A 16691-nucleotide genomic window follows, 5' to 3' on the forward strand; every position below is an offset into this window, starting at 1 on the left:
TTAGACAATTATCTAAGAAAAACACGAGTTCATTTGGTTCTTTGCAAAAAAGTGCTAAAATATAGACTATATGATTATCCTGAAACTTTTTTAAAGGAGGAGCCTTTAATTGCCAAATGTTCGCACCAAAGATATCATTGAGAAGTTTAATTTAGAACTGATCAGTGGAGAAGAAGGCATAAACCGTCCGATTACGACTAGTGATATATCCCGTCCTGGAATTGAAATAGCTGGTTATTTTGATCATTATCCGGCAGAGCGAATTCAGTTATTAGGAAAAACCGAATTATCTTTTTTTGGAAAACTAAACGAAGCCGATCAAGCATATCGAATGGATCAATTGTGTACGGATATTACACCGGGCATTATTGTTACACGGGGATTACCGATTCCACATGAACTGATAGAAGCATCTGAGCGTGAATCGGTGCCGGTGATGAGAGCATCCATGAAAACAACAAGATTCTCAAGCCGATTGACCAATTTTTTGGAAAGTAAACTAGCTCCTACAACTGCTGTACACGGTGTATTAGTGGATGTGTACGGGATTGGAGTGCTTATTACCGGTAAGAGTGGTGTTGGTAAAAGTGAAACCGCACTTGAATTAGTAAAGCGGGGCCATCGCCTTGTTGCTGATGACTGTGTTGAAATCCGTCAGGAAGACCAAGATACACTAGTTGGACATGCTCCTGAGTTGATTGAGCATTTGCTCGAAATTCGTGGACTAGGCATTATCAATGTCATGACGCTTTTTGGCGCGGGCTCAGTCCGCAGTCATAAACGGATTACACTCGTCATTAATCTCGAACTTTGGGATCAAAACAAACAATATGACCGTCTCGGCTTAGATGAAGAGAAATTTAGAATTATTGATACAGATATCACAAAATTAACAGTTCCTGTCCGACCTGGGCGAAATCTTGCTGTCATTATTGAAGTAGCAGCAATGAATTTTAGGCTCAAGAGAATGGGCGTTAATGCTGCTGAACAATTTACTCATCGTCTAACTGATGCGATTGAAGACAGTGACCACGAGGATTATTAAAAATAAAGACTAACTGAGGACTAAGGAGAAATGAGCATGGAAAAAAATATACAACCGCTGGATCCCATCGCGTTTTCGCTCGGGCCGTTTGCTGTACATTGGTACGGAGTGATTATTGGAAGTGGACTAGCACTTGCCCTATGGTTAGCAATTCGTGAGGCAGATCGCCGTGGTTTGCCAAAAGATACCTTTCCGGATTTAATGGTTTGGGCCATTCCGATTGCCATCATTAGCGCAAGAATTTATTACGTTATTTTTCAATGGGACTTTTATCAGAACCATCCCGGGGAAATGATTAAAATTTGGAATGGTGGAATTGCGATACACGGAGCTCTAATTGGATCCGTGTTAACGACTTACTTTTTTGCAAAAAGCAAGCAGCTTTCGTTTTGGAAAATTGCAGACATCGCTGCTCCAAGCATTATTCTAGGTCAAGCTATTGGTCGGTGGGGGAATTTCATGAACCAAGAGGCGCACGGAGGCGAGGTTACGCGGGCCTTTCTTGAGAATCTCCATTTACCGACATTTATCATTGATCAAATGTATATTAATGGAATTTATTATCATCCTACCTTTCTATACGAATCACTTTGGGACTTTGTCGGAGTCATCCTACTGATTGCACTTCGAAAAGTGAATTTGGGGCGTGGGGAAATTTTCCTTTCCTATATGTTTTGGTATTCTATTGGGCGCTTCTTTGTTGAGGGACTGAGAACAGACAGCTTGATGCTGACAGAGAATTTACGAATGGCGCAAACCATTTCAATTGGATTGATTGTTCTAGCTGTAGCACTGTTTATTTACAGACGAAAAAGTGGCTTAGCCAATATACGTTATTTGGAGAATCGCCAGTAAGGACGGGGGAGAACTGGAGTGATACTGACATCGGTCAAAAAGGGGTTCTATGTTGGTCTAGCCACCACCTGGAAGTTTGGGAAGATCATTTTTCCGGTTACCCTCATTGTGTCAATTTTAAAGCATACCCCTATTCTTCCATGGGTAATTGATTTGATTGCCCCGATGATGGGATTTCTAGGATTATCTGGGGATGCTGCAATACCGCTTGTATTAGGGAACTTTTTAAATTTATATGCGTCAATCGGAGCCATTTTATCATTAGATTTAACGGTAAAAGAAGTATTTACAATCGCTGTTATGCTATCTTTTTCCCATAATATGCTTATCGAAACCAGTGTTGCTTTAACGGTTGGTGTTAGGCTTTGGGTTGTGTTTGCCGTCAGGTTTGGACTTGCGTTGCTATCCGGATTGTTCATCAATTTAATTTGGCACGGTGGAAATGAGCTAGCCAATTATGGTTTTGCTTCAGTAAATAGCGATACTGTAAGCGGGTTTGGCGCTGTTATGTTTGATGGTTTTAAAACAGCTGGAATGGGAATCGTGCAATTGGCACTGATTGTTATTCCGTTGATGATTGTGATTCAAATATTTAAAGATTTGAAATGGTTAGCGGTGTTTTCGAAGTGGTTTGCCCCAGTAACACGGCGACTTGGCATGAAGGAAAACACGTCAACAGCGTTAGCAGCAGGTTTGTTATTGGGCTTGGCTTACGGTGCAGGCGTCGTAGTACAAGCAGTTAAGGAGGATGGGGTGAGTAAAAAGGATATCACGCTTGCCTTTGTATTTTTGATGGCTTGTCATGCTGTCATTGAAGACACCCTTATCTTTATGCCGCTTGGAATTCCGGTGTTACCGTTATTGTTCATTCGGTTAGGGACAGCCATCATCTTAACCCTAGTTGTTTCGACGATTTTGAAACGGGCAGAACTTGCAAAAGGAAAGGAAGCAGTCATTTATGAACAATAGCATCAAGACCGTCTTGTTTGATCTTGACGGAACTTTAATCGATACAAATGATTTAATAATTTCTTCTTATTTACATACATTGGATCAGTATTTTCCCAATCAATTTAAGCGAGAGGATGTTCTACCATTTATGGGACCATCACTCCATGAAGTCTTTGATAAGCTGAACCCTGAAAAAACAGAGGAAATGATTTTGGCTTACCGAACCTTCAATAAAGTAAATCACGATTTGTTAGTGAAGGAATTTGAAGGTGTTTATGATACAGTGAAGATATTAAAGGAAAAGGGCTACAAGCTAGGCGTTGTAACGACAAAAAAATTGGATGTTGCCCAAATGGGGTTGAACCTCGCAAAGCTTACACCGTTTTTTGAAGTCGTCATTGCCATTGATCATGTTAATAAAATCAAGCCTGACCCAGAGCCAATTTTAAAGGCGTTAAAGTTGTTAGATGCAACGCCTGAAGAAGCGCTCATGGTTGGTGATAACTATCACGATATTCTTGGTGGTCAAAATGCCGGAACAAAGACTGCTGGTGTTGCTTGGTCCTTAAAGGGACGTGAAACACTCGAACAATATAAGCCGGATTATATCCTTGAGAAAATGACTGACCTGTTAACGATTTTAGAGGTGTAATGGATGAGAAACACGAAGCGTTATCCTGTTGAAGGAGCCAATTCATTATGGCAAATCTACAAAACCGTTTCGTTTTGGAAGGTGGCCAAAAACTTTATTGTCATTCAAATCGCGCGCTACACACCTTTTCTAAGCGTAAAGAATTGGCTGTACCGTACGTTTTTACGAATGAAGGTGGGTAAACAAACAGCGTTTGCGCTCATGGTCTTTCCAGATGTGATGTTTCCGGAAATGATAAGCGTCGGTGATAATACCATTATTGGTTTTAATACGACGATTTTAGCTCATGAATACTTAATTAAAGAATATCGTCTCGGTCCGGTCGTGATCGGAAATGAAGTGATGATTGGTGCCAACTCGACCATTTTGCCAGGAGTAACAATTGGTGATGGTGCGATAGTTGCTGCAGGCTCTCTTGTCCATAAAGATGTACCAAAAGGAGCATTCGTTGGCGGCAATCCAATGCAAAGAATAAAATAGGGTGCTTGTCCCCTTACTTCACCGCGCCACAGCATTGGGGGACTGTCCCCTAATGCTGTGGCGCGGTGAATCGTTTGGGGATAGGCACTTTTTCTTTTATCTGGTCTTGACGATTTTTGTCATGAGGGTTAAACTACATATAACTTCATCGTGCTAATACATTAGCGAACTAAAGGATTTCTGAAATTTATGAATGCTAATTAAAATTTGGCTGTTTTAATGGACAAAGTTGATTGATTTAAACATATGTTGATTGAAGCGGAAGGCACGAAGACTCCTGCGGGAGTACGGGGCAGGGGAGACCCCGCAGGCGCAAAGCGCCGAGGAGGCTCCCCGCTACCGCCCGCGGAAAGCGAAGTGCCTGGAGCGGAAATCAACAGGCAAGTTTAAAACAGCTAAAGATAATGTCGATATAAAAGGGTGAGCTTATGAGTTTATTTATGTTTGAAAAGCCGCTTGGAATGAGAGATACGCTACCAGAATTATACGAAACAAAGCAACGTATTAAGCGGAAACTAGAAGAGGAAATGAAACGTTGGGGTTATCAGTTTATAGAAACACCAACACTTGAGTATTTTGACACAGTCGGATCGGCCTCGGCTATTCTTGACCAAATGCTATTTAAACTATTGGATCAACAAGGTCATACGCTTGTGCTTCGTCCTGATATGACAACACCAATTGCACGTGTTGCTGTATCAAAGCTACTGAAGGATTTACCATTGCGTCTAGCCAGCTCAGCCAATCTATTTCGAGCTCAGCAACGTGAAGGTGGTAGACCAGCAGAATTTGAACAAATTGGTGTCGAACTTATCGCTGATAATACCTTAAGTGCAGATGCTGAAGTGATTGCCTTAATGGCCTCTTCCATCAAAGCTGCAGGTTTGGCGGATTTCAAGATTTCGGTTGGTCATATTGGATTCGTAAAAGAGCTGTTCCTACAAATTTTAGGAACTGAAGAACGGGTAAAAACACTAACGAAATTTTTATATGAGAAAAACTATGTTGGCTATCGTGAGCATGTCAAAGCTTTACCGCTTTCATCTATCGATAAGCAGCGGTTATATGATTTGCTTCAGCTACGTGGCGGAACTGAAGTGATTGAAAAAGCCTACGGTTTAATAGAAAACGAGGCTGGGCATGAAGCAATTGAACAGCTTCGTCAATTATGGGAAATTATTTCCGACTATGGCGTAGCCGAGCACGTAAAGTTTGATTTCACGCTTATTAATCATATGAGCTATTATACTGGAATCTTATTTGAATTATATGCGGGTAAGGTTGGCTTCCCATTAGGTAGCGGAGGCCGTTACAATCAGTTGCTCGAAAAGTTTGGCAAAGATACCGGTGCGACTGGCTTTGCGGTTCGTGTAGATCGTTTACTTGAGGCGCTTGGGCAGCTAGAAGAGCCAGACCCAATTATTTGTATCGTTTTTAGTGATGAACGTCGCAAGGAAGCTTTCCAATTAGCAAAACAAAAGCGTGATCTAGGTAAAAAAATCGTTTTACAAGATATTAGCGGAGTAAAAAATATTGATTCATTAACGAATAAATTCCTAGAGACCATCTTTTTACTCGGAAAACAAGAAAGGGGGTCTCAAGAATGACAAAATCGATGTTAACCATTGCGATGCCTAAGGGACGGATTTTTGAAGAAGCATCAGATTTACTTCGTAAAGCAGGCTTTAATCTACCTCCTGAGTTTGAGGATTCTAGAAAGCTGATTATCGATGTCCCTGAAGAGAATTTTCGATTTATTCTGGCAAAACCAATGGATGTACCAACTTATGTCGAGCATGGCGTGGCGGATTTAGGCATAGCTGGCAAGGATGTAATGCTCGAAGAGGACCGAGATGTATATGAATTATTAGATTTGAAGATTAGTAAGTGTTATTTAGCAGTAGCGGGGTTACCAAATACAACGATGAGCAATGTTGCACCGAAAATTGCCACAAAATATCCGAAGGTTGCTGCTGCATATTTCCGTCAACAGGGTGAACAGGTTGAGATTATAAAGTTAAATGGTTCAATCGAATTAGCTCCAATTATTGGTTTAGCAGACCGAATTGTGGACATCGTTTCGACAGGTCGAACATTAGTCGAAAATGGCTTGGTTGAATATGAACAGATTGTAGGCATCACTTCGAGACTGATTGTAAATCCAGTGAGTTATCAAATTAAAGATCAACGAATTGGTGAGCTAGTCGAGCGGTTAAGTGAGGTTATTGATTAGTTAATAGGGAGAGGGGTTGATTTTTAGTGAAAATTTTACGAGTAAGTGAAGATATTTCCATAAAAAGATCCGTTGACGCTGGAACGGAAGAACAGCGCAATACAGTTAAAGCGATTATTAACGATGTACGCGTTAATGGTGATTACGCCCTTAAGCAATACACAGAGAAGTTTGATGGTATCTCTTTAACTAGCATTTTAGTAAGCGAAGCCGAAATTCAAGCAGCTTATCAGCAAATTTCTGAAAGTCAGCTTGCGATTATTAAGGAAGCAGCAGCGAATATCCGCTCATTTCACGAAAAGCAGCTGCGCCCTTCATGGATGACAACGGAGAAAAACGGAACCATTCTTGGTCAAAAAGTAACACCGCTTGATTCGGTTGGCTTATATGTTCCAGGTGGTACAGCAGCCTATCCATCATCAGTGTTAATGAACGTTATTCCAGCACAAACAGCTGGGGTAGAACGAATTGTTGTTGTTTCTCCTCCTGGTAAAAATGGTGCGATTCCAGCTGCTGTCTTAGTTGCAGCTCATGTTGCTGGTGCTAAGGAATTTTATAAGGTAGGCGGCGCTCAGGCAATCGCAGCATTAGCTTATGGAACGGAAACAATTAAGCCGGTCGATAAGATTACTGGACCAGGGAATATTTTTGTAGCATTAGCAAAGCGCGAAGTATTTGGTGATGTTGATATTGATATGATTGCCGGTCCAAGTGAAATTGCTGTTTTGGCTGATGATACAGCACGTGCCCATGAAGTTGCTGCTGACCTACTTTCACAAGCGGAACACGACATGCGTGCTTGCAGTGTGCTCGTTACACCATCCATGGAGCTTGCTGAGGCAGTTTCGAAAGAAGTAGAAGCACAGCTGGCTGACCTGCCACGTCGCGAAATCGCTCAAGCGTCGATTGATCATTACGGAACAATTTATGTAACTGAAACGATGGAAGAAGCAGTGGCGACTATTAACAGGCTAGCACCGGAACACTTAGAGGTTGTATGCGAAAATGCGATGGAATTACTTGGTCAAATTCGTCATGCCGGGGCAATTTTTATCGGACGTTATAGTTCAGAGCCAGTTGGTGACTATTTTGCCGGACCAAACCACGTTCTGCCAACGAACGGGACAGCTCGTTTTTCGAGCCCATTAAATGTCGAAGATTTCCAAAAGAAATCTAGTGTGATTGTATACAGTGAAGCGGCTTTCAACGAAAACGCAGCAAAAATTGCCGAGTTTGCCAGAATCGAAGGCCTAGAAGCCCACGCCAGAGCCATCGAAGCGCGGTTTAAAAAATAAGGAAATTTTTGTTTTCGAGTTAATTGGAGCGGAAGGTGCGAGACTCCTGCGGGAGCAGCGGGACAGGTGAGACCCCGCAGGTGCAAAGCACCGAGGAGGCTCACCGCACGCCCCGCGGAAAGCGAGCACCTGAAGCGGAAATTAACTTAGCGATTAACAATAATAATTACCATATTGGAGGGTCAATAATGGAAAGAACGGCAGGAGTTGTTCGCAAAACAAATGAAACAGATATTAAATTGCAATTTGCAATTGATGGTGAAGGGCAATCAAACATTGAAACGAGCGTACCGTTTCTTAACCATATGCTTGACCTTTTCACAAAGCACGGAAACTTTGACTTAACCATCGATGCTAAAGGCGATATCGAAATCGATGATCATCATACATCAGAAGATGTCGGGATTTGCCTAGGACAAGCACTCCGCGAAGCATTAGGAGATAAACGGGGCATCAAGCGTTACGGGAATGCTTTTGTTCCAATGGATGAAGCACTTGCACAAGTCGTAATCGACCTAAGCAATCGTCCGCATCTAGAAATGCGCGCTGAGTTCCCTAGTCAAAAGGTTGGTACCTTTGATACCGAATTAGTCCATGAATTCCTTTGGAAACTTGCACTTGAAGCTCGAATGAATCTTCATATTATTGTTCATTATGGTCACAATACTCATCATATTATCGAAGCGATTTTTAAAGCGCTTGGACGTGCTTTAGATGAGGCGGCATCCATTGATCCGAAACGGATTGGTGTCCTCCCATCGACGAAAGGAATGTTGTAGATGATTGGGATTATTGATTATGGAATGGGCAATCTGTTCAGTGTTTCAAAGGCACTTGAACGCCTAAACGTTCCTTATTTTATCTCGGAAAATAAAGAAGAATTAATGGCAGCTGATGGGCTTTTGTTACCGGGAGTTGGTGCATTTCGAGATGCGATGGAACGCTTAAATGAAACAGGACTCTCAGAAATGATTCATAGCTATGTCAACAGTGGTAAACCTTTACTAGGGATTTGCCTTGGTATGCAGCTGTTATTCGATGAAAGTGAAGAAAATGGTTTAACAAAAGGGCTTGGAATTTTACCAGGTCGGGTTATTCGATTTGCTGGTCATACAAAAGATGGCGAGGCATACAAGGTGCCGCATATGGGTTGGAATAAGCTGACTTATTTGCATTCTGCTCCGATTTTAAAAGATCTTGCTCAAGATCATGTTTATTTTGTTCATTCCTATTATGTTGTAACTGAAAATAAAGATGTCGTCATTGCTGAGGCTGAGTACGATGTGAAAGTTCCGGCAGTTGTTGGTCGTGCCAATGTTTATGGAATGCAGTTCCATCCAGAAAAGAGCAGCAAGCTGGGTATGGAGCTGTTACGGAACTTTACCGAGTTGGTCTTTGAAAGGAGTCAGGTGTAATGAGCTTTACAATTTATCCAGCAATAGATATGAGAGGCGGCAAATGCGTTCGTCTTCTCCAAGGTGATTATGGAAAAGAAACAGTGTACGGAGATTCACCTTTTGCGATGGCTCAGCAATTTGCCGAAGCAGGTGCAGCTTGGATTCATATGGTTGACCTTGATGGTGCCAAGGATGGTAAGCGCGTTAATGATACATTTGTGATTGAAGCCGCGCAAAAATTAGCGGCAAAGGTCCAAATCGGCGGCGGAATTCGTACGGAGGCAGATATTGCGCATTACTTGGAGCGCGGCGTTGAGCGAGTGATTATTGGGAGCATTGCTGTATCCAATCCTGATTTTGCCATCGAGATGATTCGCAAATACGGTCGTCATATTGCCGTAGGTATTGATGCAAAAAACGGTTATGTGGCGACACATGGCTGGTTGAATACTTCAGAAATGAAGGCTGTCGAACTTGGAAAACGGTTTGCGGATGCCGGAGCTGAGACGTTTATTTTCACAGACATTGCGACAGACGGCATGCTATCAGGGCCAAACGTTGAAGCGGTTGTGCAAATGGCAATTGAAACTGGAAAAAGTGTCATTGCTTCAGGCGGAGTCAGTTCTTTGGCTGATTTAACGGTGTTAAAAGCGGAGTCAACTAAAGGAGTGTCTGGTGCGATTGTTGGTAAGGCGATTTACGAAGGCCGATTTACAGTTCGAGAGGCGTTGGAAGAGGTGAAAGCCTAATGCTTACAAAGCGAATCATTCCATGTCTTGATGTAAAAGAAGGACGAGTGGTGAAAGGAATTCAATTTGTTCAGCTTCGTGATGCAGGCGATCCGGTCGAACTAGCTCGATTTTATGATGAGCAAGGCGCTGATGAATTAGTTTTTCTAGATATTTCAGCATCTCATGAAGGTCGTAAAACGATGACTGAAGTGGTTAAAGCAGTGGCATCTGAACTAGCGATACCGTTTACTGTTGGTGGTGGAATCAATTCATTAGAGGATATGAAGCGCATTTTACGAGCTGGTGCTGATAAGGTATCATTAAATACAGCAGCACTATTAAATCCAGATTTAATCAATGAAGGCGCAAGTTTCTTCGGCTCCCAATGTATCGTTGTGGCAATTGATGCCAAATATGATAATGAGCTTGGCTCATGGCGCGTGTTTACTCATGGTGGACGCAATGCGACCGAGTGGGAAGTGATTGCTTGGGCGAAGGAAGCAGTCAGTCGAGGTGCTGGTGAAATTTTGCTAACGAGCATGGATTGCGATGGTGAAAAGGCTGGCTTTGATCTTGCTTTAACGAAAGCAGTCAGTGAAGCTGTTCATGTACCAGTTATTGCCTCTGGCGGAGCAGGTAACGCAGAGCACTTTGAAGCAGCGTTTAAACAAGGAAAGGCGGATGCGGCATTAGCAGCGTCAATTTTCCATTATAAAGAAACCTCCGTCGCTGAGGTTAAAGGCTTTTTAAGAGAAAGAGGAGTGGTTGTGCGATGAATATTGAAAACATTAAGTTTGATGAGAAGGGGTTAGTTGCCGCCATCGTTCAAGATATCGCGACAAAGGAAGTCCTCACACTTGCTTATATGAACAAAGAATCTTTAGAAAAATCATTAGAAACTGGTGAAACATGGTTTTACAGCCGTTCACGCCAGGAGCTTTGGCACAAAGGTGAAACAAGCGGAAATACTCAGAAAATCCATGAAATCAAGTATGATTGCGACAAGGATGCCTTATTAGTGCTTGTTGAGCCGGCAGGTCCAGCGTGCCACAATGGTACTGATAGCTGTTTTGTGGAAAGTCTTTATGCTAGCGAAGCTGAAGTAGGACCCTTTTTATCCGATTACCAAATCTTAATGACGCTTGAAAAAGTTATTAAAGATCGTGAAGTAAACCGTCCAGAGGGTGCCTACACTACATATTTGTTTGAAAAAGGCGTTGATAAAATTCTGAAAAAGGTCGGTGAGGAAGCAGCTGAAGTTATCATCGCTGCCAAAAACCGTAGCCATGAGGAATTAAAGTGGGAAGCATCCGATTTACTCTATCACTTGCTTGTATTATTGCGTGAACAAGACTTGCCATTTGTGGAAATTTTAAAGGTATTAGATACACGCCATAAATAATAGGTTTGTATGAAATGAGGCCGGCAGTTCCAAACTGCCGGCCTAAAATTTTGTTAAAATTTACATGTCGATTTCTTTATTCAGGCTTCCACTTCTCTAGTACCGTTTACCTATGATATACTACATTAGTTGAAAATCAATATTTACAGGAGGCTTTCATGAGTAAAGACTCTAAAGCAACTAAACAAAAAGCAAAAATACTCTCATTTGTCCCAACGGCTGAGTATTATTTTACAAAAGGCGTTAAAGCATACAATCGTCGGGATTTCCATAAGGCAAAAAAATACTTCCTCCGTGCGCTGCAGCTAGAACCAGGTGAGCCGATGATTACCTGCCAACTAGCTGTTTTATATACCGAAATGGGTGAATACCAGCAATCCAATCGTCTTCTTCACGCTATTCTTGACGAATTAGACGAGGAGCTATTCGAGTGCCATTATTTCTTAGCAAATAATTATGCCCATTTAGGCTTATTTAAGGATGCGCATCATCATGCCAAAATGTATTTGGAGCTTGAGCCAAACGGCGAGTTCGCTGAGGATACCGAGGATTTACTTCAACTGCTCACTCTAGAGGCGGATGAAGTTGAAGATGATGATTTTTATGAGCATGATGACTTGATTGTACAGCAGGAGCATGCACGTAGCTTATTGGAGTCCGGACATTTTCCAAAGGCGATTGAGGTGCTAAATTCTATCATTGAAAATTACCCCGAGTATTGGTCGGCTTATAACAACCTCGCACTCGCTTATTTTTACCTTGGTGAACCGACAAAAGCATTTGACATCCTCAATGATGTTCAAGAAAAGAATCCAGGTAATTTGCACGCAATGTGTAATCGCCTTGTATTTGCTTACTATCAAAAGGACAGCGATGAAGTAAATAGGCTGAAGGCTGTTTTGGGGAAAATCAAGCCATTATCGATTGATCATCAGTATAAATTAGGTACAACATTTGCGCTTGTTAAAGAATATGATATTGCCTATACATGGCTTAGAAAGCTTCAAAAGCAGGGCTATGATGGGGAAGGGGCATATTACTATTGGCTCGCATATGCTGCCTATTTTACCGGACATGAGCAGAGCGCCCAACAGGTTTGGAAAAAGGTGCTTGAGTTAAATCCGGAAAAAGAGGGCTTTGAACCTTGGAGCGAAGATAAAGAGAAGTATACTGGTTTTGAGGAGCATATTCCGTCCATTATGAAAAAATTGGATAGTGATTATGTCGAGGAAAGGCTGTTTGCTATATTCCTAATTTCCGTATCGCAGCAGAAGGAAACAATCCTCACGTCCCTGCTACAAAAAAACAATAAAAAATTCTCAAGCTTAGAACGTGACTATTTAGCATTTATTAAAGATCCACTAGAAGATGAGGATATTTTTCCTGCTCACGAAACAGCTGAATTGTTGTATAAATATCATCAGCCAATTGGCTCAGTGGAATCTGGCTTGTATTTATTGTGGTTTACGATTTATTTGAAAATGATAACAGATAAAGGTTTTCTTTTAAAAAATCAATATGCCTGGGCAGCAGCAGTGGAGTATTTTTGGTATCAGCTTCGTGAAGAAAAAATTACCCAAGCTGCATTGGCTGACAAATACCAACTCTCCACCTCAACTATACAAAAGTATGTAAAAGCAGTGAAAAAAATACTGGATTGAGCAGATTTTTGGACTATCTGAGGATGTTTTTATAGGATTAGGGTAGATACTAATTAAGGATAGACTCTCTTGGATAGTGTATTTTAAGGAGGAGAACTAAGACGTGTCAGAAGAGAAAATTTATGATGTGATTATTGCAGGTGCAGGCCCTGCGGGGATGACAGCTGCTGTTTATACTTCACGTGCAAACCTGTCTACATTAATGATTGAACGTGGTGTTCCTGGTGGGCAAATGGCCAACACTGAGGAAGTTGAAAACTATCCTGGCTTTGATTCCATTTTAGGCCCTGAGCTTTCAACGAAAATGTTCGATCATGCCAAAAAATTCGGTGCTGAATATGCATACGGCGATATTAAAGAAATCATTGATGGCCATGAGTATAAAACCATCATTGCTGGTTCAAAGGAATACAAAGCACGGGCCATTATCATTACAACCGGGGCAGAATACAAGAAGCTTGGCGCACCAGGTGAAAAGGAACTAGGCGGACGTGGTGTATCTTATTGTGCTGTTTGTGATGGAGCATTCTTTAAAAATAAACAATTATTTGTTATCGGTGGCGGAGACTCTGCAGTCGAAGAAGGCGTATACTTAACACGCTTTGCATCTAAGGTAACGATTGTTCACCGTCGTGATGAGCTTCGCGCCCAAAAGATTCTGCAACAGCGTGCTTTTGATAATGAAAAGGTAGAATTTATTTGGAGCCACACTGTGAAGCAAATTAACGAAAAGGATGGCAAGGTAGGAAGTATTACCTTGGTATCAACCAAAACTGGGGAAGAGCAAGAGCTTCCAGCAGATGGCGTGTTTATTTACGTAGGGATGTTACCTCTTTCAAAGCCGTTTGAAAGCTTAGGTATTACAAATGAAAATGGCTACATCGTGACGAACGATCAAATGGAAACAAAGGTCCCTGGTATTTTTGCAGCTGGAGACATTCGTGAAAAAACATTGCGTCAAATCGTTACGGCAACAGGTGATGGTAGTATTGCTGCACAAGCAGTCCAACACTATGTTGAAGAGCTACAAGAAAAATTAAAGGCAAACGCATAATTTTGACGACTCAAACCACGCTGATGTGAATCCAGCGTGGTTTTTTCATGAGTACCCGGGATGAGACGGGTTTGGTTTGGATTTGTCGAATTTAGTCGAAAAGCGGATAAATGGGCAAATTCGTCGGATAAACGCCAAGAAACGGTGGATAAATAGCCGAATTCCTCGGATAAAAGCTAAGAAACGGCGGATAAATTGCCAATTTTGGCGGTTAAACTTTTAGCACTCCAATCATATCTTGCAAAAAAACTAGACAAATCAAAGTGATGATCTGTTTATTAACTTTTATTTAATTCAACTGTAACAACTTTGAAATAAAATTAAAGTACAATAAACAGTAAGTAATTGACCCCCTTTTATTATTAATAAACTTTCGGCACAGGGAAACCTGTGCCAATTTTTTTAACCATTTAATCTTATAGAGAGAGCTCAACTTGTGATGTAGTAATTAAGAACAATTCCTCAGTGTCCCATCATTGTTAGAGAATCCTAATAATAGTATAATAAAATGAATCAAGATATAATAAACCATGTATGTCTAGCTTTTTAGAACGGACAAAGTGTGTAAGATAGAGGTGTCATTTATGCAAAGGGTCACAAATTGCGTTTTAATGAAGGAAAATAAAGTCCTATTATTGCAAAAACCACGCCGTGGATGGTGGGTTGCCCCAGGTGGAAAAATGGAGCCGGGTGAATCGGTAAAGGACTCTTGCATACGTGAATATCGTGAAGAAACTGGCATATATCTTAAAAACCCAAAGATAAAAGGGATATTCACGTTTATCATGGTAGATGGTGACAAGGTTATCTCAGAATGGATGATGTTTACTTTCATTGCTACTGATGCAGAAGGACCAACACTCCATGAATCAGATGAGGGGAAAATTGCTTGGCATGGGCTTGACCAAATTAGCAGCTTGCCAATGGCTGAAGGCGATCACCATATCATCGAATATATGATTCACGGAAAAGGAATCATATATGGAACATTTACATATACGCCGGATTTTAACTTATTGGCCTATCGGCTAGATCCGAGCTAAATCAGTTATGGAGGGATGAAGATGAGTACTGGTTCGACTAACGAAACCCAGATGGTCATCATTACTGGTATGTCAGGTGCAGGAAAGACGGTTGCTATCCAGAGCTTTGAAGACCTTGGCTTTTTCTGTGTTGATAATTTACCGCCTACATTATTACCTAAATTCCTCGAACTGATGAAGGAATCAGGAAATAAAATGAATAAAGTCGCACTTGTTATGGACTTAAGAGGAAGAGAATTCTTTGACTCGCTTTTTAAAGCATTGGATGACCTTAGTGAAACAGATTGGATGACTCCACAAATCCTATACCTAGATGCAGATGATGCAACCTTAGTACGACGTTACAAGGAAACAAGGCGTTTTCATCCTCTGGCTCAGTCAGGTCTGCCATTGGAAGGTATAAAGCTTGAAAGGGAATTGCTTGAGGAATTAAAAGGCAGAGCTCAAATTGTTTATAATACCTCACAAATGAAGCCTAAGGACTTGCGTGAAAAAATCTCAACAGAATTCTCCGTTAACAAACAGACGATATTCACAGTGAACGTGATGTCATTTGGATTTAAACATGGAATTCCGATTGATGCTGATTTAGTATTTGATGTTCGTTTTTTACCTAATCCGCACTATATTGAATCGATGCGTCCTAAAACAGGACTTGATGAAGACGTATCGGGTTACGTATTAAAATGGAATGAAACGCACAAGTTTTTAGAAAAGGTGACCGAGCTTCTCGCATTTATGTTGCCACATTATAAAAGGGAAGGTAAGGCTCAGTTAGTTATTGCGATTGGATGTACTGGCGGACAACATCGTTCTGTTACATTAGCGGAATACATTGGCCATTTCTTTGAAAAGGATTATCAGACCAGGATCAGTCACCGTGACATTGATAAAAGGAAGGAAAAATTGACATGACCATGAATCGCCAACCTAGAATTGTCATCATTGGCGGAGGAACAGGTTTGTCTGTTCTATTAAGGGGTTTGAAAAAATATCCTGTTGATATAACGGCCATTGTGACTGTTGCTGATGATGGGGGTAGCTCAGGAAGATTGCGTGACGATTTGCAAATACCACCACCTGGTGATGTTCGCAATGTATTAGCTGCATTGTCTGAAGTTGAGCCCTTGGTTGAAGAAATGTTTCAGCATCGTTTCAAAACGAAAAATGAGCTGTCGGGTCATTCACTTGGGAATTTAATCTTAGCAGCGATGACCTCGATTACTGGCAATTTCGTTCACGCTATTCAAGAAATGTCCAAGGTGCTAAACGTACACGGCAAGGTTTTACCTGCCGCGAACCAAGGAGTTATTTTGCACGCGGAGCTCGAAGATGGTACGATTGTCTCGGGTGAGTCAAAAATTCCCTTTTCAGGTAAGAAAATCAAGAGGGTATTTCTGACACCGGAAAAAATCGACCCATTACCTGAGTCACTGCAAGCAATAAATCAAGCTGATATCATAATTATTGGCCCTGGTAGCCTTTACACGAGCATCTTGCCAAATTTACTAGTTCCTGAATTGGGTAAGGCAGTTTGTGATGCTCAGGCTAAGAAGGTCTATATATGTAATCTAATGACTCAAGCCGGAGAAACTTTGGACTATTCTGCAAGCGACCATGTTAAGGCGATTTATGATCATTTGAATTGCCAATTTATTGATACAATCCTCGTGAATAACAAACCGATTCCAGAGGAAATCCAAAAACGATACCAAAAGGAATTTGCAAAACCTGTTCACTATGACGTTCAAAATCTGCTGGATATGGGTATGGAATTGTTACAAGATGAATTTGTATCCTTGCAGGACGGGGTCATTCGTCATGATACGAATAAGGTGGCGCAAATATTATATGCGTTGATCATGAACGAATTTAAATAAAGATATCATGAA

18 protein-coding genes are annotated in these 16691 nt (G+C 41.3%); all 18 read left to right on the forward strand.

Annotated features, from left to right (window positions below):
- The first annotated feature begins 109 nt into the window (after positions 1-109).
- Entirely contained in the window at positions 110-1045 is a 936-nt protein-coding gene (gene hprK / locus HHO41_RS01240; RefSeq protein ID WP_169094995.1) for an HPr(Ser) kinase/phosphatase, read from the forward strand.
- 36 nt (positions 1046-1081) lie between these two features.
- The gene (gene lgt / locus HHO41_RS01245; RefSeq protein ID WP_169094996.1) at positions 1082-1900 is read left to right on the forward strand and encodes a prolipoprotein diacylglyceryl transferase; all 819 of its coding nucleotides are present in this window, start codon (positions 1082-1084) and stop codon (positions 1898-1900) included.
- Positions 1901-1918: 18 nt separating this feature from the next.
- Positions 1919-2869, forward strand: a complete 951-nt coding sequence (locus tag HHO41_RS01250) for a nucleoside recognition domain-containing protein (protein ID WP_169094997.1) — start codon at positions 1919-1921, stop codon at positions 2867-2869.
- Positions 2859-3503 carry a pyrophosphatase PpaX gene (gene ppaX / locus HHO41_RS01255; RefSeq protein WP_169094998.1) on the forward strand — a complete coding sequence of 215 codons (645 nt, stop codon included), beginning with the start codon at positions 2859-2861 and terminating at the stop codon, positions 3501-3503. The genes HHO41_RS01250 and ppaX overlap by 11 nt, the downstream gene beginning before the upstream one ends.
- Before the next feature lie 3 nt (positions 3504-3506).
- Positions 3507-3983, forward strand: coding sequence for an acyltransferase (locus HHO41_RS01260; RefSeq protein ID WP_169094999.1), 477 nt, complete (start codon positions 3507-3509; stop codon positions 3981-3983).
- Positions 3984-4411: 428 nt separating this feature from the next.
- Positions 4412-5590 carry an ATP phosphoribosyltransferase regulatory subunit gene (locus tag HHO41_RS01265; RefSeq protein ID WP_248278315.1) on the forward strand — a complete coding sequence of 393 codons (1179 nt, stop codon included), beginning with the start codon at positions 4412-4414 and terminating at the stop codon, positions 5588-5590.
- 8 nt (positions 5591-5598) lie between these two features.
- Positions 5599-6216: an ATP phosphoribosyltransferase gene (gene hisG, locus HHO41_RS01270; RefSeq protein WP_169095247.1), complete on the forward strand. Its 618-nt coding sequence runs from the start codon at positions 5599-5601 to the stop codon at positions 6214-6216.
- A gap of 26 nt (positions 6217-6242) precedes the next feature.
- Positions 6243-7511 (forward strand): histidinol dehydrogenase, encoded by a 1269-nt coding sequence (gene hisD / locus HHO41_RS01275; RefSeq protein ID WP_169095000.1) that lies wholly within the window; start codon positions 6243-6245, stop codon positions 7509-7511.
- A 188-nt stretch (positions 7512-7699) separates the two neighbouring features.
- Complete coding sequence (gene hisB, locus HHO41_RS01280; RefSeq protein WP_169095001.1) at positions 7700-8290, forward strand: imidazoleglycerol-phosphate dehydratase HisB; 591 nt, start codon at positions 7700-7702, stop codon at positions 8288-8290.
- Positions 8291-8926: an imidazole glycerol phosphate synthase subunit HisH gene (gene hisH, locus HHO41_RS01285; RefSeq protein WP_169095002.1), complete on the forward strand. Its 636-nt coding sequence runs from the start codon at positions 8291-8293 to the stop codon at positions 8924-8926. It abuts the gene before it with no gap.
- Entirely contained in the window at positions 8926-9657 is a 732-nt protein-coding gene (hisA, locus tag HHO41_RS01290; RefSeq protein ID WP_169095003.1) for a 1-(5-phosphoribosyl)-5-[(5-phosphoribosylamino)methylideneamino]imidazole-4-carboxamide isomerase, read from the forward strand. Before hisH ends, hisA begins: the two co-directional genes overlap by 1 nt.
- Complete coding sequence (gene hisF, locus HHO41_RS01295) at positions 9657-10415, forward strand: imidazole glycerol phosphate synthase subunit HisF (RefSeq protein ID WP_169095004.1); 759 nt, start codon at positions 9657-9659, stop codon at positions 10413-10415. The genes hisA and hisF overlap by 1 nt, the downstream gene beginning before the upstream one ends.
- A complete protein-coding gene (gene hisIE, locus HHO41_RS01300; RefSeq protein ID WP_169095005.1) occupies positions 10412-11041 on the forward strand; it encodes a bifunctional phosphoribosyl-AMP cyclohydrolase/phosphoribosyl-ATP diphosphatase HisIE in 630 nt (209 codons plus the stop codon). The genes hisF and hisIE overlap by 4 nt, the downstream gene beginning before the upstream one ends.
- A gap of 158 nt (positions 11042-11199) precedes the next feature.
- On the forward strand, positions 11200-12702 hold the full coding sequence (locus tag HHO41_RS01305) for a tetratricopeptide repeat protein (protein ID WP_169095006.1): 1503 nt from the start codon (positions 11200-11202) through the stop codon (positions 12700-12702).
- Between the two features lie 103 nt (positions 12703-12805).
- The gene (gene trxB, locus HHO41_RS01310) at positions 12806-13756 is read left to right on the forward strand and encodes a thioredoxin-disulfide reductase (RefSeq protein WP_169095007.1); all 951 of its coding nucleotides are present in this window, start codon (positions 12806-12808) and stop codon (positions 13754-13756) included.
- Positions 13757-14340: 584 nt separating this feature from the next.
- The gene (locus tag HHO41_RS01315) at positions 14341-14799 is read left to right on the forward strand and encodes an 8-oxo-dGTP diphosphatase (protein ID WP_169095008.1); all 459 of its coding nucleotides are present in this window, start codon (positions 14341-14343) and stop codon (positions 14797-14799) included.
- 21 nt (positions 14800-14820) lie between these two features.
- Entirely contained in the window at positions 14821-15714 is an 894-nt protein-coding gene (gene rapZ, locus HHO41_RS01320) for an RNase adapter RapZ (protein WP_169095009.1), read from the forward strand.
- The gene (locus tag HHO41_RS01325; RefSeq protein ID WP_282434252.1) at positions 15711-16679 is read left to right on the forward strand and encodes a gluconeogenesis factor YvcK family protein; all 969 of its coding nucleotides are present in this window, start codon (positions 15711-15713) and stop codon (positions 16677-16679) included. Before rapZ ends, HHO41_RS01325 begins: the two co-directional genes overlap by 4 nt.
- The last annotated feature ends 12 nt before the right edge of the window (positions 16680-16691 follow it).

The sequence above is a fragment of the Bacillus sp. DNRA2 genome (genome assembly GCF_012843265.1).
In the GTDB taxonomy this organism is placed as follows: domain Bacteria; phylum Bacillota; class Bacilli; order Bacillales; family Cytobacillaceae; genus Bacillus_BU.

What these genes read in the sequence shown, in the direction of transcription:
- HHO41_RS01315 (WP_169095008.1), top strand. Translation starts at nt 14,341, where the DNA reads ATGCAAAGGGTCACAAATTGCGTTTTAATGAAGGAAAATAAAGTCCTA.
- hisF (WP_169095004.1), top strand. Translation starts at nt 9,657, where the DNA reads ATGCTTACAAAGCGAATCATTCCATGTCTTGATGTAAAAGAAGGACGA.
- hisG (WP_169095247.1), top strand. Translation starts at nt 5,599, where the DNA reads ATGTTAACCATTGCGATGCCTAAGGGACGGATTTTTGAAGAAGCATCA.
- hisIE (WP_169095005.1), top strand. Translation starts at nt 10,412, where the DNA reads ATGAATATTGAAAACATTAAGTTTGATGAGAAGGGGTTAGTTGCCGCC.
- hisH (WP_169095002.1), top strand. Translation starts at nt 8,291, where the DNA reads ATGATTGGGATTATTGATTATGGAATGGGCAATCTGTTCAGTGTTTCA.
- HHO41_RS01265 (WP_248278315.1), top strand. Translation starts at nt 4,412, where the DNA reads ATGAGTTTATTTATGTTTGAAAAGCCGCTTGGAATGAGAGATACGCTA.
- ppaX (WP_169094998.1), top strand. Translation starts at nt 2,859, where the DNA reads ATGAACAATAGCATCAAGACCGTCTTGTTTGATCTTGACGGAACTTTA.
- rapZ (WP_169095009.1), top strand. Translation starts at nt 14,821, where the DNA reads ATGAGTACTGGTTCGACTAACGAAACCCAGATGGTCATCATTACTGGT.
- hisB (WP_169095001.1), top strand. Translation starts at nt 7,700, where the DNA reads ATGGAAAGAACGGCAGGAGTTGTTCGCAAAACAAATGAAACAGATATT.
- HHO41_RS01305 (WP_169095006.1), top strand. Translation starts at nt 11,200, where the DNA reads ATGAGTAAAGACTCTAAAGCAACTAAACAAAAAGCAAAAATACTCTCA.
- lgt (WP_169094996.1), top strand. Translation starts at nt 1,082, where the DNA reads ATGGAAAAAAATATACAACCGCTGGATCCCATCGCGTTTTCGCTCGGG.
- HHO41_RS01325 (WP_282434252.1), top strand. Translation starts at nt 15,711, where the DNA reads ATGACCATGAATCGCCAACCTAGAATTGTCATCATTGGCGGAGGAACA.
- hisA (WP_169095003.1), top strand. Translation starts at nt 8,926, where the DNA reads ATGAGCTTTACAATTTATCCAGCAATAGATATGAGAGGCGGCAAATGC.
- HHO41_RS01260 (WP_169094999.1), top strand. Translation starts at nt 3,507, where the DNA reads ATGAGAAACACGAAGCGTTATCCTGTTGAAGGAGCCAATTCATTATGG.